Source organism: Actinophytocola algeriensis (assembly GCF_014203735.1).
Taxonomy (GTDB): Bacteria; Actinomycetota; Actinomycetes; order Mycobacteriales; family Pseudonocardiaceae; genus Actinophytocola; species Actinophytocola algeriensis.
Window position 1 is genome coordinate 204,510 of record NZ_JACHJQ010000001.1, and the last position, 21,055, is coordinate 225,564.

The 21,055-nt window shown below is 66.1% G+C and carries 24 protein-coding genes; 9 read left to right on the forward strand and 15 right to left on the reverse strand.

The genetic code is table 11. The annotated features are described in order from the left end of the window. Nucleotides 1–52: 52 nt before the first annotated feature. From FHR82_RS00960 to FHR82_RS01000, 9 genes are all read right to left on the reverse strand, one after another. The gene (locus FHR82_RS00960) at nt 53–235 is read right to left on the reverse strand and encodes a helix-turn-helix domain-containing protein (protein ID WP_184808298.1); all 183 of its coding nucleotides are present in this window, start codon (nt 233–235) and stop codon (nt 53–55) included. Further along, entirely contained in the window at nt 232–1,842 is a 1,611-nt protein-coding gene (locus FHR82_RS00965; RefSeq protein ID WP_184808299.1) for a replication initiator, read from the reverse strand. The genes FHR82_RS00960 and FHR82_RS00965 overlap by 4 nt, the downstream gene beginning before the upstream one ends. Then, entirely contained in the window at nt 1,842–2,273 is a 432-nt protein-coding gene (locus FHR82_RS00970; protein WP_184808300.1) for a hypothetical protein, read from the reverse strand. The genes FHR82_RS00965 and FHR82_RS00970 overlap by 1 nt, the downstream gene beginning before the upstream one ends. A 28-nt stretch (nt 2,274–2,301) precedes the next feature. Beyond that, complete coding sequence (locus FHR82_RS00975) at nt 2,302–3,900, reverse strand: FtsK/SpoIIIE domain-containing protein (protein ID WP_184808301.1); 1,599 nt, start codon at nt 3,898–3,900, stop codon at nt 2,302–2,304. 324 nt (nt 3,901–4,224) lie between these two features. Next, nucleotides 4,225–4,764: a helix-turn-helix domain-containing protein gene (locus tag FHR82_RS00980; RefSeq protein ID WP_184808302.1), complete on the reverse strand. Its 540-nt coding sequence runs from the start codon at nt 4,762–4,764 to the stop codon at nt 4,225–4,227. A gap of 18 nt (nt 4,765–4,782) precedes the next feature. Then, entirely contained in the window at nt 4,783–5,034 is a 252-nt protein-coding gene (locus FHR82_RS00985) for an AMED_5909 family protein (protein ID WP_184808303.1), read from the reverse strand. Next, a complete protein-coding gene (locus tag FHR82_RS00990) occupies nt 5,034–5,327 on the reverse strand; it encodes a hypothetical protein (RefSeq protein WP_184808304.1) in 294 nt (97 codons plus the stop codon). The genes FHR82_RS00985 and FHR82_RS00990 overlap by 1 nt, the downstream gene beginning before the upstream one ends. A gap of 3 nt (nt 5,328–5,330) precedes the next feature. Beyond that, nucleotides 5,331–5,540, reverse strand: coding sequence for a hypothetical protein (locus tag FHR82_RS00995; protein WP_184808305.1), 210 nt, complete (start codon nt 5,538–5,540; stop codon nt 5,331–5,333). 17 nt (nt 5,541–5,557) lie between these two features. After that, nucleotides 5,558–5,974, reverse strand: a complete 417-nt coding sequence (locus FHR82_RS01000; RefSeq protein ID WP_184808306.1) for a plasmid replication, integration and excision activator — start codon at nt 5,972–5,974, stop codon at nt 5,558–5,560. Nucleotides 5,975–6,128: 154 nt separating this feature from the next. Between FHR82_RS01000 and FHR82_RS01005 the strand changes: the two genes are divergently transcribed. Together FHR82_RS01005 and FHR82_RS01010 are read left to right on the forward strand one after the other, a co-directional pair. Next, nucleotides 6,129–6,872: a DUF5919 domain-containing protein gene (locus tag FHR82_RS01005; RefSeq protein ID WP_184808307.1), complete on the forward strand. Its 744-nt coding sequence runs from the start codon at nt 6,129–6,131 to the stop codon at nt 6,870–6,872. Nucleotides 6,873–6,881: 9 nt separating this feature from the next. Then, nucleotides 6,882–7,352, forward strand: coding sequence for an NUDIX hydrolase (locus tag FHR82_RS01010; protein WP_184808308.1), 471 nt, complete (start codon nt 6,882–6,884; stop codon nt 7,350–7,352). On the opposite strand, the gene FHR82_RS01015 is transcribed toward FHR82_RS01010, so the two are convergent. The 5 genes from FHR82_RS01015 to sodN all read right to left on the reverse strand — a co-directional run bounded on the left by FHR82_RS01015 (nt 7,343) and on the right by sodN (nt 12,440). Further along, complete coding sequence (locus FHR82_RS01015) at nt 7,343–7,906, reverse strand: HD domain-containing protein (RefSeq protein WP_184808309.1); 564 nt, start codon at nt 7,904–7,906, stop codon at nt 7,343–7,345. The genes FHR82_RS01010 and FHR82_RS01015 overlap by 10 nt on opposite strands. Before the next feature lie 32 nt (nt 7,907–7,938). Further along, nucleotides 7,939–8,979 carry a HEPN domain-containing protein gene (locus tag FHR82_RS01020; protein ID WP_184808310.1) on the reverse strand — a complete coding sequence of 347 codons (1,041 nt, stop codon included), beginning with the start codon at nt 8,977–8,979 and terminating at the stop codon, nt 7,939–7,941. An 11-nt stretch (nt 8,980–8,990) separates the two neighbouring features. Beyond that, entirely contained in the window at nt 8,991–10,292 is a 1,302-nt protein-coding gene (locus FHR82_RS01025; RefSeq protein WP_221463242.1) for a DUF262 domain-containing protein, read from the reverse strand. 12 nt (nt 10,293–10,304) lie between these two features. Next, nucleotides 10,305–11,474, reverse strand: coding sequence for a DNA methyltransferase (locus tag FHR82_RS01030; protein ID WP_221463243.1), 1,170 nt, complete (start codon nt 11,472–11,474; stop codon nt 10,305–10,307). A 558-nt stretch (nt 11,475–12,032) separates the two neighbouring features. Continuing rightward, nucleotides 12,033–12,440, reverse strand: coding sequence for a superoxide dismutase, Ni (gene sodN / locus FHR82_RS01035; protein WP_184808311.1), 408 nt, complete (start codon nt 12,438–12,440; stop codon nt 12,033–12,035). Between the two features lie 83 nt (nt 12,441–12,523). Between sodN and FHR82_RS01040 the strand changes: the two genes are divergently transcribed. Further along, nucleotides 12,524–12,844 carry a S26 family signal peptidase gene (locus FHR82_RS01040; protein WP_184808312.1) on the forward strand — a complete coding sequence of 107 codons (321 nt, stop codon included), beginning with the start codon at nt 12,524–12,526 and terminating at the stop codon, nt 12,842–12,844. Here the strand turns inward: FHR82_RS01040 and FHR82_RS01045 are convergent. After that, nucleotides 12,817–13,422, reverse strand: a complete 606-nt coding sequence (locus tag FHR82_RS01045) for a dTDP-4-dehydrorhamnose 3,5-epimerase family protein (protein ID WP_184808313.1) — start codon at nt 13,420–13,422, stop codon at nt 12,817–12,819. The genes FHR82_RS01040 and FHR82_RS01045 overlap by 28 nt on opposite strands. Nucleotides 13,423–13,637: 215 nt before the next feature. Here FHR82_RS01045 and FHR82_RS01050 point away from each other — a divergent pair, with 215 nt between their 5' ends. The 6 genes from FHR82_RS01050 to FHR82_RS01075 all read left to right on the forward strand — a co-directional run bounded on the left by FHR82_RS01050 (nt 13,638) and on the right by FHR82_RS01075 (nt 21,044). Then, nucleotides 13,638–14,831, forward strand: a complete 1,194-nt coding sequence (locus FHR82_RS01050) for an NAD(P)-dependent malic enzyme (RefSeq protein ID WP_184808314.1) — start codon at nt 13,638–13,640, stop codon at nt 14,829–14,831. Nucleotides 14,832–14,886: 55 nt separating this feature from the next. Beyond that, nucleotides 14,887–17,445 (forward strand): sensor domain-containing protein, encoded by a 2,559-nt coding sequence (locus FHR82_RS01055; protein ID WP_184808315.1) that lies wholly within the window; start codon nt 14,887–14,889, stop codon nt 17,443–17,445. Nucleotides 17,446–17,613: 168 nt separating this feature from the next. Continuing rightward, complete coding sequence (locus FHR82_RS01060) at nt 17,614–18,720, forward strand: ABC transporter ATP-binding protein (protein WP_184808316.1); 1,107 nt, start codon at nt 17,614–17,616, stop codon at nt 18,718–18,720. After that, a complete protein-coding gene (locus FHR82_RS01065) occupies nt 18,717–19,385 on the forward strand; it encodes an ABC transporter permease (RefSeq protein WP_184808317.1) in 669 nt (222 codons plus the stop codon). Before FHR82_RS01060 ends, FHR82_RS01065 begins: the two co-directional genes overlap by 4 nt. Further along, entirely contained in the window at nt 19,382–20,119 is a 738-nt protein-coding gene (locus tag FHR82_RS01070; protein WP_184808318.1) for an ABC transporter permease, read from the forward strand. The genes FHR82_RS01065 and FHR82_RS01070 overlap by 4 nt, the downstream gene beginning before the upstream one ends. Nucleotides 20,120–20,132: 13 nt before the next feature. Then, on the forward strand, nt 20,133–21,044 hold the full coding sequence (locus tag FHR82_RS01075) for an ABC transporter substrate-binding protein (protein WP_184808319.1): 912 nt from the start codon (nt 20,133–20,135) through the stop codon (nt 21,042–21,044). Nucleotides 21,045–21,055: the final 11 nt, after the last annotated feature.

Sequence of the window (21,055 nt, forward strand, 5' to 3'; positions counted from 1 at the left end):
CTTGAATGTGTGCCATGGACAGGCTTCTCCCTCAGTAGGAATTGCCGAAAGTTCAAGCGGCGAGATCTTGCTCAAGCCAGTCGCGCACCTTGGCCGGGTCGTATCGAAGGTGCTTACCGATCTTGCGAGCCGGTGGCCCGTAGTTCTTCGTGCGCCATCCACGGATCGTCTGGACCGGGATGCCGAGGTACTCGGACAGTTCTTCCACGCCCCACAAGGGCTCGAACTTGGTCATGCGGCCACCACCCGCCGAGTTGCCGAAAGATCGGCCGATGGTTCGGCCGCCGCGAGTAGCGCCTTGTCGTACTCGGCTCTCCACTTGATTCGTTCGGCGATTGCGTGCATGAGCAGGTGGTCGCGGGGCGGGAGGTTGGGGTCGCCGGGTTGGACCTTGTGCCAGACCTGCCGTGACGAGTCTGGTTCTTCCTTGGTGATGCCCACGGCTGCGAGCGATTCCAGGACGAATGCCTTGCGGGCTGCTCGGTGGTCGGCGAGCGTCTTGCCGGACCACTTCCGGGACACGAGGACGCGCCGCCCTGGGAGTCCGAGGGTGGTGCTTCGGTGTGCCCGCCCCTTGCAGTGGCCCGGGTGGGTGCGGGAGTTGGTGCCCATCGGCTCGACGCCATATAGCAGCCAGACCGCGCAGCGCGGTGAGCACGGTGTGACCCGCAGCTCGTCATGCAGCCGGTCGTGATGCTGGCGTTGACGTTCGGTGGTGGCTTCGATGACCTCACCGGTGGATTTGGTGAGGTACTTGGTGAGGTAGCCGATGTGTCGTCCGGCTTCATCTGAGCCGCCGAGGATGCCTTTGGAGTGGACCTGCTGCCCGAACGAGACGACGTGTGCGGGCTCGTCCAGCTCGTCCACCGCATCGGTCCAAGCGGTGAGCGGTTGTCGGGTGCCGGGGTCGACGAACCGTTCGCCGTCCCACACAGGCAGGTGGTTGCCGTCGTAGACCAGCTCGTCATGCGCAGGCCACCACACCTGGTGATAGGTGGCTGCGGTGACCTGCCTCAGTACTTCATGAGGTACTGATCCACGGAGAGCCGCGTGCAGGTGCGGTGTGCAGCGTTTCTGAGGTTCAACCGTGGCGAAGTACTGCACGTCCCAGCCGACGACGCGGCGGAGGTTCTGCCACCACCGGTCGACGAGTGCGGCGAAGTGGACCGCGTCCCGAGCCGCGCGCCGGTAGTCGTAGGTCGATGGGTCGACGGGGGTGCCGTCGTCGCGGACGCGGACGCGGCCGTAGCTGTCGAGGGTGAGCGTGACGAACATGGACGGCCGGAACCGTCCCGCGTACTCACGGCCCACGGTCCGCTTCTCCACCCGACGCCGAGGCAGCTCGGGAGCGTCCTGCCGTCGCTTGGTGGACCGCTTCGGCGACCTCTGCTGCGGCCCGTCGGGATTGGGCAGCCGACCCCGCATCCCGAGTTGCCGAAGTTCCTCGTCGACCGAGCGGATCTCGTCGCGCAGCTCGTCGGCTTCGACCTCACCGGTCACCGCGGCTTGCTGGTAAGCGACCACCAGGTCCGCGCGCAGTTCGAGGAGCGCTGTGTGGTCGTCGCTGGGCTCGTCCGGGGTGAAGTCCGGCTCGTCAGCCATGTGCCAGCCTTCGCGGCACTGGGCCATCCGCAGCGCCCGAGCTTTCCGAGCGCATGGTCCGCAGACCGACTCCACGGTCGAGCCGCACGGGACGGGGACGTAGCGGAGTTCGCCGGTGTCCAGGTCGCCGACTTCCATGGTGAAGGGCCGGACACAGACGCCGTGCTGCTCAGCGGTCGCGGTGATCACGTCGGCTGCGAGGGGTTGTTTCATCCGCTCCGCGCGGGTGACTGCGGTCATCAGGCCACCTCCCGTTCGTGCTGCCCGTGCTCACGGAGCAGGCCGACGAGGGTGTACAGCTCGTCGAGGGACACGCCTTCGCGCTGGTCGTGGGCGAGAGGAACGAGCCCACAACATTCGGCGAAGGGGCCGCCGCTGTAGACCGTGATGCGGGCGCCGCCGGCGGTTCGGCCGTTCACACCGACGTGCAGGCGGTCATCCGCGGTGTGTGTCCACGAGGCGGTCAGGTCGGTCAGGGTGTAGGCCCAGACGAGGAGGCCGCCGAGCCGGGAGGACAGGTCGAGGCCGCCGGAGGGCTGCACCATGATCAACCGCGTCGATGGCGTGAAGTCGAGGGATGCGGGGTCGGGCAGGTTGCGGCCGAGGACGTGGGACCGGTATGCGCCGATCAACGAGTCCATGGTGGACGGCTTGGTCAGGGCAGCGTTCATTGCGAGAAGTCCTTTCAGGACAAGGGGGTTAGGCCGCGCCGCCGGGCGCGTTGTCGCGTGCGCTACGTACGTTGGGGAAGGTGTGGATCGTGCCGGGTCGACTGGGCGGAGTGGTGCCGGTGACGAAGGCTTCGAGGTCTTTGATCGTCTCGTCGGGTACCCAGCCGCCGCGTATGCGCAGGGGTTCGCGGATGCCTTCGCCGAACAGGTAACCGACACCGGGTTCGTTCTCGCCGATGCGGTTGGCCCACGCGCCGCGTTCGTAGGCTTGGTCGCCGAGGACCATGCCGACATGGGACTTGGTCGCCACCCGGAGGCAGATGCGGCGGGGGAACAGTTCCCGTACCGGGACGGTGTCTTTGGTGGGTTCCTGGACGTAGCCGCGGACGGTGCAGCCCAGCGCCCGCCCTTGGGTGGTCAGGAGCGCTACCCGTTCGGTGATCGCTTCGCGTAGTTTGCGGTCGCCGATGTAGCGGATCAACGCGCCGATCTCGTCGAACTCCACGATCTCTAGCGGGTGTTCCCGCGAGATCGGCACGGACCGCAGCCGTCCGGCGAACTCGGCCTTGCGCCGGTCCATCACGCCGATGAGGTCGTCCAGCAGGGCCAGGGCGTCTTTGCCGGTGACGGCGTAGCGGTGGAAGATCCGGCGGCCGTACGCCAGCTCCATCCCCTTGGGGTCGATGCCGGAGACCCGGACCAGGCCGTCCCGGATGGCGGGGGCGATCGAGACGAGCGGGCACCACATCTGCGCGCCCTTGCCCGCACCTGTCACCCCGGCGTGGAGGGTGTGTGAGCCGGTGAGGGACTGGTGCCAGTCCACGCCGTAATCGGTCCGCCCGCTCCACACCTTCGCCAGGTCGACGTCGGTGCCGGGCATGGCGGTCAGGTCGGCGAGGTCGAGGCAGTCCACGGTGTCCGCGAGGAGATTGCGGCGCTGGAAGTCGATCGACACCACGTTCGGTGACAGTTCCCGCACCTGGCACCGCGCCACCCCGCGAGCCACCGCCAGCGCACGAGCGGCGTCGTCGAAGTCCTCGGGTTTCTGACCGGGCACGAGCCGCACCCGCACCTCATCCCACGACGCCCCCGACCGCACCCGCAACACACGCGGTACTTGATCGGCCCGCTGTTTGGGCTGACGCCGGACCTTGTTGCGGCCCAACGGGTTCGCGGTGACCACGATCGGCCGGTCCGCATCCGAAACTGTTAGCCCGCAGGCCCGCAACCAGCCCGGCAGCTTCCGCGCGTACACCGCCCAGCGCTGCCACCACGACCGCAACCACCGACCAACCCGCGTCTCGAACGAGAGACGATGACGCCACCGCCACACTGCCAGAATCCCCGCGACGGCGACGATCGCGCCAACAACCGGAATCCAGCCCCACCACCACAAGCACAGGGTGAGAAGGGCTCCGCCGAGCGTGGTCCGCCAGTGGGTCACCGCGGCTTTGACTGCCACATAGACGGTCTTGACCAGCAGCCACACAGCCACGAGCACCATCGTGACCGTTGCGAGGGCTTCCAGTACCGCCGTCAGTGCACGACCGATCTTGTTCACCAGCCAGACGAGGACCCCGATCGCGCCACCGGCCAAGACGAGCGTTCCGAGCGCCTGCGCGGTCATCGACGCTCACCCCGCCCGAAGTCGAGCGGCAGGGTTCCGGCGCAGCGGCCGCAGAGTGTGTCGCTGGGCAGCAGCCGGGCGAACCGGCGGCACTTCTGGCAGCGCGTTCGGGTGACCCCTACTGGCGCCTGGATATGGGTTGGTTCTAGCCTGGTCATTGCTTACCTTCCGGGGTGAGCAGCGCAGGAGCGGAAACAGGTTGGTAGCCAGAAGTTCCGCTTCTGCGTCTATACGAAGTCATTGCGGCACAATGAATGCGCGCGTCATCGCCGCACCGGACATGTGCCCGGTGCGTTCAGATTTGTGACAGCTGCGTGTATGCCCCTATATGGGGAGGGACATCACCTCCTCGACGGGGACGTCGGGTGTGAACTGTGAGAGGTGGGTCGCCAGCTCCGCTGGTGTGCGGCCGATGAACGCGGCTAGCTCCTGGACACCTGTCGGTGTCACCTCGATCACGCCGTTCGTGCTGCTGTTGAGCCGGTTACGCGCCCAGGGGAACAGCACCCGGTAGTTGTTGTTGTCACCCTGGAGCAGCTGCCGCAGATCCACCCGCAGCACCAGGTTGTGCAGAGTGAGCCGCGCCCGCTGCAACGCCTGCCCGAGAATCACCGACGCGGGCACCTCCAGCCCCTCAGCCAACTCCACCAACCGCAACACGGTGAGCTGCCGCATCCCATGCTCATACGCCAGCAACGTCCGATCACCGATCCGCGACGGCAGACGCTTCACGAACCACGCCCGCGACCATCCCCGCGCCTCACGCCCACGACGCAACTCATCACCCAACGCCCGAGCGATCGCATTAGCAGTCGCCTCATCCTCAATATCCAGAAGGTCGACGACCGTCCCCTGAGACTCCACCAACAACCCCCGCCTGCCTCAGGGCTCATCGTCGAGCGCCGGGTCGAGACGGTCCTCGATCTCCCGCGCACGACGGATCGCGAACGCCGCGTACTGCGACGCCTCCCCCCGATTCGGGACATCGACCTTCGCCGCCGCCGCGTACACCTCCGCACTGCGCCGGTGAAACGCGATCCACTCAGCCGGAGCAGCGTCGTGGCTGGGCCGCCGCTGCCACAACGCCTCATGCGCCTCAAACAACGACAACGGCGCTACCTGCTGGCAGCCCATCAGAACCCACCACCCGAGTCACCGAAGTCGCCGGTCACCAACCGATGCCGAGGACCACGCTCCGGCGGAGCCGCCTCACCATCCGGGTCGATCTCAGCGGCTAGCTTGGCGGCCTCGCGTGCCAGCTCGCGGCAGAAGTTCGCCAGGACCACGTCTCCGCCGGGGAAGGGCGGCAGCTGGATGGCGACGTTGACCGGGTCCAGGTATACGACCAAGGCTGGCAGGTGCTCGGTCACCCGCATAAACGCAGCCGCGGCCTTCTTGCCCGGGGTGCACGTCACGTTGAATCCCATGACTCAGCCCTGCTCTTTCTTCTTGTCGGCTTGTTCCAGCTCCGCCCGACCGGCTGCGAGCGCGTCACTGAGCTGGGCCAATACGGGCCGGTCGATGATGAGCGCGACGGGGAACGCCTTGCCCAGGCGGATCTCGACCCGGTCCGCGTAGGCGAGTGTCCGTGAGCGGATCGGCAGGTCAGCGGTGATGTGTACCTGCACGACGTCGCGCACCGCGGTTCCTCCGGCGCTCACGCCGCGGACTTCTCGGCCGCAGGCTTGCCGCGTCCCGCACCTGCCGGTGCGCGCAGGCCCGAGGCGCGGAAGCTGTGCGCGATCCGGCCCTTGTTGTTCGCGTACGGGGTGATGGTCAACCCGTCGAACTCGACCGGTGCGAACGGGAACCCGGCGAGCTTCGCGGGCGGCACCGGCTGGTGATCGGCCGCGATCTTGACCTTGAACTCGGCGCCGAACCGGGCGGCTTCCTCGTTGGCGTCCAGCGCGCGGACTGTCCACACGAGCTGTCCGGTCTCCTTGTCTCGCTCCTGCTGCTTCGGTGCGGAGGGGTCGGCCGAGAACGCCATGGACGGTTCGACGCCGAGCACGAACGCCCCGAACGGGAAGACCTCACCGAACTCGACCGGGAAGCGGGTCGGGATGAGTGGCATGTCTGCCTCCTGTGTAGAGCCCGGCGTGTTCCGGGCACTACCCAATGTCGTCAAAACGGGAGGACGGGCACACCGCACAGCAGGACATCTGCGGACGTCCCTGCTACCTTGAAGACGTCCCTAGCCGTCAACTCACCTGGGAAAACCGGCCAGAATGACGAACGAACGCCTCCGCGACGCGCTACTACGCAACGGTCTGGACCTCGACCAGGTCGCCAAGGTGACCACTGTCGACCCCAAGACCGTCGAGCGCTGGATCACCAAAGGCCGCCTGCCCTACCCCCGCCACCGCCGAGCCATCGCCGTCATGGTCCGCGAGTCCGAGAACTACCTGTGGCCCGACGCCATCGCGCCGGAACGCAAGGCCGAGATCGCCGAGTCCGAGGTGGTCAAGGTCTACCCACACCGCCACTCAGTGCCTGCTGACCTGTGGGAACGCCTCCTCGATGGGGCCATGGAGCACATCGAGATGCTGAACTACTCGGGCATGTTCCTGACCGACAACCCGACCCTGATCAAGAAGCTGCGGGCGAAGGCCGAACAGGGCGTGAAGGTCCGGATTCTGACCGGCGACCCGGCCAGCCGAGCAGTAGCCCGCCGCAGCGATGAAGAAGGCATCGGCAAGGGCACCCTCGCGGCCAAGGTCCGCAACGGGCTGGCGTTCTTCAAACCGCTGGACGGCGTACCCAACGTGACGATCCGCAGCCACGGCACCACGCTGTACAACTCGATCTACCGCTACGACGACGACATGCTCGTCAACACCCACGTCTACGGCTTCATGGCAGCTCACGCCCCGCTGCTGCACCTGCGCAGGCTGGCGGGTGGCGACCTGTTCGAGACGTACTCGGAGAGCTTCGACGCCGTGTGGAACGCAGCCAAGCCGCCGAAGTGGTAGGCAGGGACCATGGCCCGCATCGACCATTACCGCAGCTCAGAAGCGCCAGCCGCGAACAGCATCGTGGTAGCCGTAACCGCGTTCATCCAGGACGAGTCCGGCCGGCTACTGCTCATCCGCCGCACCGACAACGACCTGTACGCCATCCCCGGCGGAGCACTGGAGCTGGGTGAGACGCTGACCCAGACAGTGCAGCGCGAGGTCATGGAAGAGACCGGCATCGCGGTCGAGGTCACGGGCCTAATCGGCGTCTACAGCGACCCCGAGCACGTCATCGAGTTCACCGACGGCGAGGTCCGCCAAGAGTTCTCGATCTGCTTCCGAGCCGACCCAACAGGCGGCGAGCTACGGACGAGCAACGAGTCCAAAGAGGTGCTGTGGGTAGCACCCGCGGACCTGGACGGCCTGAACATCCACCCGTCCATCCGACGGCGCATCCAGCACGGCCTGGACAACCGCAGCGAGCCCTACTACTCGTAGGAGATCCCCGCAGCCCGCAACCGCGTCTCCGTCCGCTCCACCGCACCACGCAACTCAGGCTCGGCCTGTCGGATGAAGAACGTCACCACATCCTGCGGCCCATACCGCTCTTGGATCTCCTTGAGCCGCTCATCAAAAGCGACTGGTTTACCGTCGGGCGATGTGGTCATGTCAGCCCACCACAACGCATCCCGGAGGGGCGTTTCTTCGTCAATCCATTCCGCCAACTCGGCCGACAGGCCGCGCAACTCGGCCTCTCGATATGCGCAGGAATGGTGGGCTACTAATGCGACGAGACGCTTGTCGACGGCGGAGTCACGCAGGGCCCGGGCCCCGTCGAGCGGGTGAAACCCGGTTTTGGCGATCTCAGGGGAGTAGCCGATGTCGTGGAGAACGGCAGATGCTGTCAGCAGTTGGCCGTCGAGGTCGGTGAACGTAGGTGCTGCGACACAAGCGCGGTCGGCGACGCCCTGAACATGTGACCACCGACGTGGAAGTTCTGGCTCTAGCAAGGTCAACGCTTGCTTGCGGGCCCACGCCACAAGATCACCCATGGCGCTACCTTATCGGTGCTGCAGCTTGATCACTACGAGCCCGGCTGCAAGGGACCCCACTTGCCGAAGAGTTCCGCAGGCGGATCGCTCAGGCTCGGGTCAGGAGTGTTCCAAACATGCAACGGCGTCCCGTTCCATGCTGCGAAATCAAGAAGAAGACCGACTTCGGTTCCCTTCTCGGCTCGCGGCACGCGTTGGTCGTCTACCTTGACCGTTAATACTCGACCCCAACGAGTGGCGTGTACCCCCGGGAGTAAAATAGAGTCGCCTTCGGCAACAGCTGATTCGAGTGATGGGATTATCACCACTCTTTTTTTCTTAAAGTATTCACGAGGGGTGCCCAATAGGCTGCTCTTTCCATTTTCGATCGCAGTCGCCAGTAAGGGTCTAGCCAGACTTGCCACTAGTCCCAGGGAAATGGCTTCCACGTAGTTGACCTTATCGCGTAGTCGATCATAAGATATGATCTCGCCGGGTATGCCCCGATGGGCAACCTCGTTGCGCCGTTCGACCAAGTCGCTCAGTTCACTTTTGAGTACCTCCGTGAGCGTGTCGTCAGTTGCGTCCGAATTGAGTGACATCCACTTTTTCACGGCGTCCGAATTTATAATATTGCTCGGCAAATCTGCTGCCGCCCACCGAAACAGTTCAAGGAAGGCATCCCAGCGAAGGTTCGAGTTGTGAAGCGCGATAAGCTCAAGTCTTAGGTCAAGTGACTGACTCGAATTATTCAAAAAGGACGTTAGACTCTTTGCGACGTCTAGCTCGGTGACCTCCTGATATCTTCCGGTTCCCAAGGCCTGCCCAAGGAGCACCGAGGCATTTCTAACGTAGCGTTTACGCAAGGTCAAGAACTGCTCATTTGAAATGTTGGAGGGGTTGGCCAGTATCAGCTTGCCGAATTCGAAAGCTGTGCGCTCGGCGAAACGCTCAAACGACGAGTATAAGGCGGAGATGCACGCGATGTAGGCAAATCTACGCTGATCAACCGTCTGCTGTTCCTCGGGAGTGGCCGAGAGAAACCGCCGAATCCGATCGAGATCTGCGGCGAGGACGCTGTATTGCGGCAACATGAGATCGCTGCCTAACTCTGAGCTGCCAGAGCTGCAGTGAGGGCATCTATCGCGTACCTGTTCCTTGCGTGAGCGTCTGTTGTATTAGTCCTTCGCCCGCCAAAAGTTGCGCCGTGTTCGTCATACATCGTTTCTAATGCGGTGCGAACACGATCAGGTTCGCCCAAAAGCGTGGCCCTCTGACTATCGTCAAGGGCAGAGCTTGCGTACATAAGCGCGTCGAATGCAATTTTGCTAAAGTGGCGTTTGCTGCCCTCGACTCGGAACGCACTTGCTCCGCCGATCTGATGCCAAAATCTGATGTTGACTAGGAACAGTCCGCGGTAAGATTCGAGGGTTGCGGGAGGGAAGTTGTTTCCCTTTATTAAGAACTCATCGAGAAAATCAGTGATGCGATTGAGGCCTTGGGAGAATTTGTCAAGATGTCGATAGGCAAAGAATCGAAGCACCAGCTCCACGTCTTCCATTGATTCGTACATCTTGCGGCCGAGAGGTGTAACTTTGACTCCGTCAGAGTCAGGCTCAAGGTCTGTTAATTCTGGGTCGTCAACATCTTCTGTCCGAGTCGAAGCGATAAGCTCCTCCGATTTTCGCGGAGTTCCTAGCATTGTTCGCAGTTCTATAGTTTCAGATAGTTCGATACAGAGATTGTTTAGTGGTCCATCGTAGACGGCATTGCGCGTTTCTTGTCCGCTAAGCCGAACTCCGCCGGAGTTCAACCTTTCAAAGACTAGTTTCTTTAGAAAGGCGGCCTGCTCGTCTGTCGCGGCGGTTTCGTTCAAAAGGATAATTGATGATAGATAACGCCGGTCGATGCCGTCACGAATTGAAGCAGGAAGAGTGGAGTATGTCCGACCGTTGAGTTGTGGCCAGTGCTGGAGCTCTGTCAGTGCTAGTTTATTGCTGTAGAAGTCCATCAGGGCTGTCAAGCGCTGACGACCGTCCATAACCTCGAAGCGGGCAAGTTCGTACTCATACAGAAACACCGGCGGCACTGGGACGTTCATTAAGAATGATTCAATCAGGCGGGACTTGCGGCCATTGTCCCAGCGGTGACGACGCTGGTACTCCGGATCCCGTCTGTACTTCGCTACTGTCTTCCCTGATTCTGTTTCGAACGTGTCCGTGAACATGCCCAAGATTTGATTCAGCGGATACCGTGCCTGTTCAACGACGATGCGAACGCCCTCTGAGACGTACCGCTTATTTAATTCCGCATCAGACATGGATGGGAAGTCATTCGGCTTCAGTGCATCAATTGTCTCTCCGGGTAGAGGAGACACCTTCAGTTTATCCGGATCCTCAGACTCCATGCCGTCCTCTGTTCACGTTCGGATATCGAGAACTTCCTGGGCTCCCAGGGTGCGTGAGCGTCGACCAGTCAGTTCCGCAACTATATCGACCTCATCAATAGCCGACCCGGCTCTGCCGAACTGTTCAGCCTGCCTTGCGCGTTTTGGTGAGATGCCAGCTGGTCGAATATCCTTAATTTCCCACGCAGCTTCTGAGCGTGCGATAGTTTCAGAGATCATTTCTTCGGGATCCGTGCGCGCTGATGGTATGGCGCCAAATCGTATTGCTAATCTAGCGTTCGGTTTGCAGCGGCGAGCAGTTGCGGACCATACGTCAGCCAGAGCTTGGATGAATGAGTCCTTATTCGGCTGACGGGCAATCTGTCCGTTGGTGCCGTATGCCACCTCTGATGGTCCGCCTATGAACCAGGATCGCAACCATTGATCCGCGACGTAGGTGCGCATACCGTAATAAGGAGGCGATGTGACCACTAGGTCAAACTTCTGTTGCAGTTCGCCGAGTTTCTCGACGGAATCTCCTAGGTGTACTCGACCGCCGCTTGCAATCGGTGATGCTTCCAGTAGTCGGTTAACGCGCCTTGTGATCACGTCCAATGTGGGTATGCGTACCGGAGTCATATTTCGAGTCTTCCAAAACTTCACGGCATACGCTGGCTTTGACGCGTAAGTTCGTGGCATCTGATTGGAAAGATAAGATGGAAGCCCCTTGTTTTGTGGGCCATGCAGAATGCCGAGAATGACGGCTCGGAGCATTGCGGCAGTTGGAGTAGCTAGACTCATAAGTCGCGTTCGCAATGTGACGATCTCGCGGAGAGTTTCGCGTTCGTAGCACCATTGCCAGAATTCACCCGTCGGCACGTTGTCGTGCTCTTCTGTACGAAGAATTTGACGAGCCAAACGTATGACAGCCTGAGGTGTCACTTGAGTAAGCTTCGCCTGCGTTATCGCTACAGCCACCGGATTAATGTCAATCCCCACTGATGGTATTCCCAGTAGGCGGGCAGCGTAGAGTGTCGTACCTCTGCCGCAGAAAGGGTCGAGTACACGAGTAGTGTCCGGTTTTGCGGCGAGCTGTTCGAGGGGGAAATCGATTGGAAACATGGTGTAATACGGACAGATGGCATTGAGTCGGAGTGCATTCTCCGACATCTTTTGGGCATAAGGCACCATCGTCGCGTTCACGAGGTTTATGCTACAACGATGGAGCCTTGCTCGGCGTCGGCCCCGATCAGCCTGTGTGCGATCACCAGCTTGCGTGGCTGCGAAGAGCATCCCGTCTCGTTTGCCTGTTGCTGAACTTGGCTCTATGGGATCAAGGCGCCGCCGGTGGCGGCGCGCGCTGCCTGTCCCGTTGGCGACGTGGCCCGTATCCATCGCGGCTCAGGCGGCTGCCGCTCCGCTCACGCCGCCCGGCCTGCGCGGCGCAGCCCACGGCCACGGGTCGGCAGCGCCACCACCGGCGGCGCAATGGGCCACAGGGCAGCTCCCTCGGCCTCCATGATCGAACGCCGGGCCGACGGCATCAAGAGCGCTCCGCGTCGCTGACGCGATGGCCGCGAGCGACCACTCTTGACACCGCCGACCCGGCGCACGAGACGGCCTGTACGAGGGAGCGGGGGAGGTCTAGGCAGACCAAGATCAGGCCGTCTCCAGGCCGTCAGAGGTCACCCAACAACGAGAAACGACGCCAACCGACGGAACGTGTTTCCGCTGGTCAGCGCCGTTTCGGCGTGGTGGAGATCAGCCCTGCTTGGTCTCCCAGAAGATCTTGTCGATCTCGGCGATGTAGTCCAGGAGTTCCTGGCCCTTGGCGGGGTCCATGGAGCCCTTGGTGCCCGCGGCGCCGGCGGCCTTGGTCGCCTTGTTGACCAGCTCGTGGAGCTGCGGGTACTTCTCGAAGTGCGGCGGCTTGAAGTAGTCGGTCCACAGGACCCACAGGTGGTGCTTCACGAGCTCGCTGCGCTGCTCGGCGATGAGGATCGCGCGCGTGCGGAACTCCGGGTCCTCGTTGTCCTGGTATTTCTGCTGGATGGCCTTCACCGACTCGGCCTCGATGCGGGCCTGCGCCGGGTCGTACACGCCACACGGAAGGTCGCAGTGTGCGGTGGCCTCCAGGCGTGGGCCGAGAATGCGCGACAGGAGTCGCATCTTTCCTCCTGAAACAGGTTGACGCTCCGACGACCGCGACACTACTCCCGGCACGCTGGGCCGACACGACGGAGGTGATCGAAATGAACCCGCTCGGGCGGCTTCCCTACCGGCGCATTCGGGTGCGGGGGGCCTCCATGGCGCCCACGCTGAAGGACGGGGACGTCATCCTCGCGCGGAACCGCCGGGCTCCTCGGACGGGTGATGTGGTGGTGGTCACGTGGGTGACGCGGCCAGGACAGTTGTCGATCAAGCGAGCCGCGGGCCCCGACGGGACGGGCTGGCACGTCGAAGGGGACAACAACGTGGCCAGCACCGACTCACGGGAGCTGGGGCCCGCCCTGGTCCACGGGGTGGTCGTGGCCCGCCTGTGGCCTCAGCCCAGGCTCCTCAGCTCGCGGTAGCGCGCCTGGCAGTCGTCGTAGCGGGGGAGCAGGCCGATCTGTTCCGCTTCGGCGAGCGACGGGGCGGCGGTGTCCTTCTCCGACAGCAGCAGCTCGATGTCCGTCGGCCAGGGGAGGGCCAGTGCCGGGTCCACGGGGGTGATGCCGTGCTCGGCCGGCGGGTTGTACGGGGTGGAGCACAGGTAGGAGATCACTGTGTCGTCCTGGAGGGCGACGAACGCGTGACCCACGCCCTCCGGCACGTAGACGGCCCGGAAGTCCACGGGGTCCAGGCGGACCGCGTCCCACACGCCGAAGGTGGGCGAGCCGGCCCGGATGTCGACGACGACGTCGAGGAGTGCACCGGCGGGGCAGTACACGTACTTGGCCTGCCCGGGCGGTACGTCCGCGAAGTGCAGACCGCGCACGCTGCCGCGTCGTGACCTGCTGTGGTTGCTCTGCGCGAGTCGCAGCGGGTGCCCGACGGCCTTGACGAACGGCTCCTCCTGGTACGGCGACACGAACACACCGCGCTCGTCCGGGAAGGACCGTGGGGTGAACTCGAAACAGCCGGGGATCTTGAGCTCGCGAACCTCCATGTGACGGAGGGTACGCGACAGCCGACAGGCGCCCTGTCTACACTGTGGGACACCGCAGCGTCCGCGGTCGCCCGTCCTACAAGCGTCTGGTGGCCGACGTGCCCGGCCTGGTCTCGCCGCATCGGTGCACCCAACCGATGCTCGACCACGCCGCGATCGAGCGGAGCCAACCTTCCCAGAACCCTGGCTTCCGCACGCCCCGCAGGAGGGACGCAATGACTGCCGTGAACGACCCGCTGGCCACCGACCTTTCCACTCCCGTCACCGACGACGAGATCTTCCTGGCCCACGAGGGCGGCAAGCTGGACATCTCGGTACCGCGTTCGATCACCGACTCGCGTGCGCTGTCCATCGCCTACACGCCCGGCGTGGCGAAGGTGAGCCGGGCGATCGCGCAGGACGCGTCGCTGGTCACCAAGTACACCTGGACCTCCCGCCTGGTCGCCGTCGTGAGCGACGGAACCGCCGTGCTCGGCCTCGGCGACATCGGCCCGCGCGCGTCGCTGCCGGTGATGGAGGGCAAGGCCGCGCTGTTCAAGACCTTCGGCGGCCTGAACTCCATCCCGCTGGTGCTGGACACGACCGATGTGGACGAGATCGTCGAGACGCTGGTGCGCCTGCGCCCGTCGTTCGGCGCCGTGAACCTCGAGGACGTGGCCGCGCCGCGCTGCTTCGAGCTGGAGAAGCGGCTGATCGAGGCGCTGGACTGCCCGGTCATGCACGACGACCAGCACGGCACCGCGATCATCCTGCTCGCCGCGCTGCGCGGCGCGAACGCCGTGCGCGACAAGGCGATGGCCGACCAGCGGATCGTCATCGCGGGCGCGGGCGCGTCCGGGGTGGCGTGCGCGAACATCCTGCTGTCGGCGGGTGCGGGCGACGTGACCGTGCTCGACTCGCGCGGCATCCTGCACGACGGCCGCGACGGCATGAACCCGGTGAAGGCCGAGCTGGCCACCCGCACCAACAAGGCCGGGCTGCGTGGCGGCATCGCCGAGGCCATGAAGGGCGCCGACGTGTTCGTCGGGCTGTCCGGCTCGACGATCGCCGAGGACCTGGTCGCCACCATGGCAGGCGACTCGGCGGTGTTCGCGCTGTCGAACCCGGACCCGGAGATCCTCCCCGACGTGGCACGCAGGCACGCCGCGGTCGTGGCCACCGGGCGCAGCGACTACCCCAACCAGATCAACAACTCACTGGCGTTCCCGGGTGTGTTCCGCGGCGCGCTGGACGCGGGTGCGCGGCGCATCACCGAGCACATGAAGCTGGCGGCGGCGGAGGCCATCGCGGCGGTCGCCGCCGAGGACCTGTCGGCCGACTACATCGTGCCCAGTGCGGTCGACCCGAGGGTCGCGCCGGAGGTGGCGGCGGCTGTCGCCCGTGCGGCGAAGGAAGACGGGGTAGCCTGAGCACCGGCGGGAAGATCGGCGACTACGCCCGACCCGCCGGCATGCGGGCGAGAGGATGGGCGTGGTGGCCGAGCATGTCGTGCGTGCCGGCCCGCTCTCGAATGAGCGGCTGACCGGCGGCTCGGCCCTGCCCTCGGACGCGCTACCGCTCGTGGACCTGGTCACGCCGAGCCGGGAGGACGCCGCGCAGCTGCTGGACGGCGCGGAGCGGATCGCCGAGCTCGGTGTGTGGAGCGTGGATGTCGCCGCGAACCGCGCGTTCTTCTCCGAAGGCCTGCGGAAGCTGTGTGACCTGCCGGAGGACTGCACGGTCTCCGACGTGATGGGCCTGGTGCACCCCGACGACCAGGCGGTGCTCGGTGAGTTCCGGGCCCGCCTGGTCGCGGGCGGGCCACCGGTGCCGATCGAGGCCGAGGTGCGGGACCCCGCCGGTGAGCGCGTCTTCCAGATCCGCGCGCACGCGGAGTTCGACTCGGCGGGTGCGCTCGCGCGCGCCACCGGCACCGTCCAGGACGTCACCAAGCTCCGGGTCGCCGAACAGCGGGCCAGCCAGGACCGCCGCCTGTTCGGTGACGCGCAGCGGGTGGCCAGGATGGGCACCTGGGAGTGGAACACCGAGACCGGCGAGTGCATCTGGTCGACGATGCTCTACGAGCTGTTCGGCGTGGAGCCGAGCACGCCGATCTCCTACAACGAGTACCTGAGCCTCGTGCACCCGGACGACCGCGCCTGGGTGGACCGGCGGTGGCGGGACCTCGCGGCGAGCGGGCGGCCGATCGAGTGCGAGCACCGCGCGGTGCTGCCGGACGGCTCGCGGCGGGTGTTCCGCTGCCGCGGCGACGCGCTCGACGCAGAGCAGCGGCCGTCGATCATGATCGGCACCGCGCAGGACGTCACCGAGCAGCGGTCCACCGAGACCCGCATGATGCGCTCGTCGCAGCGCTTCACCGACCTGGTCTCGATCGCGCCGGTCGGCATCGGCCTGTTCGACGAGGCCGAGCGGCTCGTCGACGCCAACGACGCGCTGTGCAGGCTGCTGCAGATGGACCTGGAACGGTTGCGGGGCACCGCGGCCGTCGACCTCACCCACCCGACCGACCGCGGCGAGTCGCTGCTCGCCGGCGCGTCCCGGCGCAACGGCGACACCCGCGCCGGGCAGCGGGTGCTGGTGACGGCGTCCGGCAAGGCCGTGTACTGCGAGCTGAACGTGACCGTGTCGGTGGCCGACGACGGCAACCGGTTCTGGCTCGTGGTGTTCTCCGACGTGACCGAGCGGCGCAGGACCGCGGAACGGCTGCGCTACCAGGCGACGCACGACGAGCTGACCGGGCTGCCCGGCCGCGCCGCGGTCAACGAGCTGCTCAACCAGCTGCTCGGCGGGCCGGACGCGGACAAGGTCGCGCTGCTGTTCTGCGACGTCGACAACTTCAAGCGGGTCAACGACTCGCTGGGCCACGACGTCGGCGACGAGCTGATCACGGCACTCGCGCGGCGGCTGGAGCGCGGGCTGCCGCCGTCGTGCACCGCCGGGCGCATGTCCGGCGACGAGTACGTGGTGATCTGCTCGGACGTCGAGGAGGTCGGCGGGGTCGAGGCCCTCGCCAACCGCGTCGCACAGCTCTTACGCGCGGCGGTGCCGGTACGCGGGCAGTTGCTGCGGGTGTCGGCCACGATCGGCGCCGCGACGCCGACCGGGCCCGAGACGTCCGCCGCGGATCTCCTGCGGTTCGCCGACGCCGCCATGTTCAACGCGAAACGCCAGGGCACGGGCCGGGTGCAGCTGGCGAGCGAGGCGCTGATCGCGTCGGCCAACAGCCAGATGATGCTGGAGGGCCAGCTCCGCGACGCGATCACGAACGACGGCCTGGTCCTGCACTACCAGCCGGTGGTCGGTCCGGACGGGACGATCCTGTCCGCCGAGGCGCTGGTCCGGTGGCCGCACCCGGAGCGCGGGATGCTGCCGCCCGGCGAGTTCCTCCCGGTCGCCGAACAGGGCGACCTGCTGCGCGAGCTGGACCGGTGGGTCCTGCGGACCGCGCTGTGCGAGGCGTCGAAGTGGCCGATGATGGCAGGTGCGGTGCTGGGCGCCGAGGTCGGCGTCGCCGTGAACCTCGCCGGGCTCGTGCCGGGCGACCCGGAGTTCACCGAGATCGTGTCCGCGGCGGTCGCGGAGACCGGCATCGAATGGGACCGCGTGGTCCTGGAGCTCGTCGAGACCTCGCTGATCGACCTCCCCTCCCGCACCCGCAAGGCGATGGCGGAGCTCGCCGACCGCGGCGTCCGGTTCGCTGTGGACGATTTCGGCACCGGGTACTCGTCGCTGGCGCGGTTGAAGGAACTGCCCGCGCAGATCATCAAGATCGACCGCGCGTTCGTGTCCGGTGTGGCCACTGAGGCCGCGGACTTCGCGGTGGTGCGCGCACTCGTCGACATGGCGCGCGCCATGGGCCGCACCTGTGTGGCGGAAGGTGTGGAGGTCGACTCGCAGTTCCACGTGCTGCGCAGCTTCGGCGTCGAGGCCTACCAGGGCTGGCTGTTGTCCAAACCCCTGCCCGCGAAGGAGTTCCGCGAACTGCTCCGCATGGGACCGGTCCACATCCCGCGTGGCTCCTGAGTCACCCTCAGGTGACGATCTGGTCACGCTGCGCCGAACGGGCTAGAACTGTTGGTCCGGGTGGAGTCGCCAGATCGTGAGATGGCCTGCCGCTGTCGGTGGATCGGGCTAAGGTCGGGCGACCTACGGCCGGATGGTGGCCGTCTCGACCTGAGGAGTCTCGGGGCAGTGATCGAGTTCCAGGCCGTGACCAAGAAGTATCCCGACGGGACGGTCGCGGTCGACGGTCTCGACCTCGTCGTGGATGCCGGGAAGATCACGGTGTTCGTCGGGCCGTCCGGCTGCGGCAAGACGACCTCGCTGCGCATGATCAACCGCATGATCGACCCGACCAGCGGCACGATCCTGTTGGACGGCAAGGACATTCGCGAGTCCGACCCGCCGCTGCTGCGGCGCGGCATCGGTTATGTCATCCAGCACGCGGGTTTGTTCCCGCACCGCACGGTGCTCGACAACGTGGCGACCGTGCCCATGTTGACCGGCAAGAACAAGCGTGCGGCCCGGTCCCGTGCCGCTGAGCTGCTGGAGCTGGTCGGCCTGCCCACGGAGATGGGCAAGCGGTACCCCGCGCAGCTCTCGGGTGGTCAGCAGCAGCGGGTCGGCGTGGCCCGCGCCCTCGCCGCCGACCCGCCGGTGTTGCTCATGGACGAGCCGTTCTCCGCGGTCGACCCGATCGTGCGGGACGACCTGCAGCAGCAGCTGCTGCGCCTGCAGTCCGAACTGGACAAGACGATCGTGTTCGTCACCCACGACATCGACGAGGCCATCAAGCTGGGCGACCGGGTCGCGGTGTTCCGCGTGGGCGGCAGGCTCGCGCAGTACGCGACCCCGTCGGAGCTGCTCGCCAAGCCCGCCGACGACTTCGTGTCCTCCTTCGTCGGCCGCGACCGCGGCTACCGCGCGCTCGGCTTCCTCACCGCCACCGGTGTCCCGGTCGGTCCGGTCGCGACGGTCAAGATCGGCGAGACGGCGGCGGAGCCCGGTTGGGTCGTCGTGGTGGACGAGCGGAACCGCCCGCTCGGCTGGCTCGACCAGGGGTCCACATCGGACGCCGCGAGCGCCGACGACGTCGTGTCCGGCGGTTCGCTGTACGAAGTGGACGGTGCGGCGGGCACCGCGGGGTCACTGCGCAACGCGCTCGACGCCGCGCTCAGCTCACCCGCCGGGGTCGGCATCGCCGTCGACGCGGACGGCGCGGTCGCGGGCAGTGTCAAGGCGGAGGCCGTGCTCGAGGCGCTCGCCACGGCGCGACGGACCGGTGAGGTGCCGGCGTGAACGTCGACTGGCCGTGGCCGTGGCTACCGCGCAACGTCGACAAGATCGTCGAGGCCACCGGCGAGCACCTGTACCTGGCGCTGCTCCCGGTCCTGGCCGGACTGGTCATCTCGGTCCCGCTCGGCTGGGCCGCGAGCCGGTGGCCCGCGGTGCGGCTGGTGCTCGTGCCGCTCGCCGGCGTGCTGTACACGATCCCGTCGCTGGCGCTGATCACGCTGGTGCCGCTGCTGCTCGGCACGAAGATCATCGACCCGCTGAACGTCCAGGTGCCGCTCGCCATCTACACGATCGCGCTGCTGGTCCGGTCGGTCACCGACGCGCTGCTCGCCGTGCCGGGTGAGGTCACCGCGGCCGCGACCGCCATCGGATTCCGCCCTGCCAAACGGTTCCTGGCGGTCGAGCTGCCGCTCGCGGTGCCGGTGATCGTGGCGGGCCTGCGGGTGGCGGCCGTGTCGGCGATGAGCCTGACCGCGGTCGGCGCGCTGATCGGCATCGGCGGGCTCGGCGGTCTGATCACCGAGGGCTTCCGGCGCAACAACGCGGTCGAGATGGTCGTCGCGATCGCGCTGATCCTCGTCATCGCGCTGATCATCGACGCACTGCTGCTGTTGGCGGGCAAGGTCATCACGCCGTGGACGCGTGTGCGGCAGGGGGCGGCCAAGTGAACTCGACTCTGAACTGGCTGTTCGACCCGGCGCACTGGAGCGGGCCGACCGGCATCCCGGCGCGCATCCTGGAGCACCTCGGGTACACGGCGCTGACCGTGCTCATCGCCGCGGCGATCGCGGTGCCGCTCGGCGCGATCATCGGCCACACCGGACGCGGCACGTTCCTCGTCGCCGGCCTGTCCAACGGGCTGCGCGCGCTGCCCGAGCTGGGTCTGCTGACGCTGCTGGTGCTGCTGACCTACGTCGGGCTGCTGCCGGTGGTGGTCGCGCTGGTCATCCTGGCGCTGCCGCCGATCCTGGCGGGCACGTACGCGGGCATCCGCAACGTCGACGCGTCCGTTGTGGACGCCGCGCGCGGGATGGGCATGCGCGGCTCGACGGTGCTGTGGAAGGTGGAGCTGCCCAACGCGCTCCCGCTGATCCTCGGCGGCATCCGCTCCGCGACGCTGCAGGTGATCGCGACCGCCACGATCGCGGCGTACGTCGCGCTCGGCGGCCTCGGCCGGTTCGTCATCGACGGCAACAACGCGGGCGCGGGCTCGCCCAACGGCTACCCGCAGATGGCGGCCGGCGCGATCGTGATCGCGGTGCTCGCGCTGGTGGTCGAGGGTGTGCTGGAGATCGTGCAGCGGGTGGCGGTGTCACCGGGCCTGCGCAACGTTGCCACGAGGAAGCGCACCGCGCGCATCTGGCGCAAGCCGACCCCGGATTTGGTAGGTAGGTCCACGTGAGGAGACACAGAGGATGAAGCGCGTTATCGCCGGAGTGGCGACGGCCCTGGCGGCGACGCTGGCCGTTTCCGCGTGCGGCGGCTCCGAAGACCCGCTGGCCGAGGACCAGCCCACGGGCGGCTCCGGCGACACCATCACGGTCGGTTCGGCGAACTTCCCGGAGAGCCAGCTGCTCGCCGAGATCTACGCCCAGGCCCTCGAAGCCAAGGGCGTCACGGTCGAGCGGCAGCACGACCTCGGCAGCCGCGAGAAGTACATGGACGGCCTCAAGGACGGGTCGATCGACCTGATCCCGGAGTACACCGGTGTGCTGCTGCAGTTCTTCGACAAGTCGGCCCCGCAGGTCGAGGCCGAGGAGGTGTACGCGGCGCTGCCCGCGGCCCTGCCGGAGAACCTCACGGTGCTCGACAAGGCGGCGGCCGAGGACAAGGACGCCATCGTCGTCACCAGGGAGACGGCGGACAAGTGGGACCTGAAGTCCATCGAGGACCTGGTGCCGCACTGCGGTGAGGTCGTGTTCGGCGGGCCGCCGGAGATCCAGGAGCGCGCGGACGGCATCCCGGGCATCAAGGAGACCTACAACTGCACGTTCAAGAGCTTCAGCTCGCTGGAGCCGGGCGCCATCACCACGAAGGCGCTGCTCGACGGCACCGTGCAGGCCGCCGACATCTTCACCACGGACGCCGCCATCGAGGCGAACGACCTGGTGGTGCTGGAGGACCCGAAGAACAACTTCGCCGCCCAGAACGTCGTCCCGCTGATCAACAAGGACAAGGCGAGCGACACGGTCAAGGAGACCCTGAACGCGGTCTCGGCGAAGCTGGACACGGAGACGCTGCTCGACCTGAACGCCCGCCTGAACGCCCCGGACAAGCCGGAGTACGCGGACGTGGCCAAGGAGTGGCTGGGCGAGGTCGGCCTCTGACCCGCTGACCC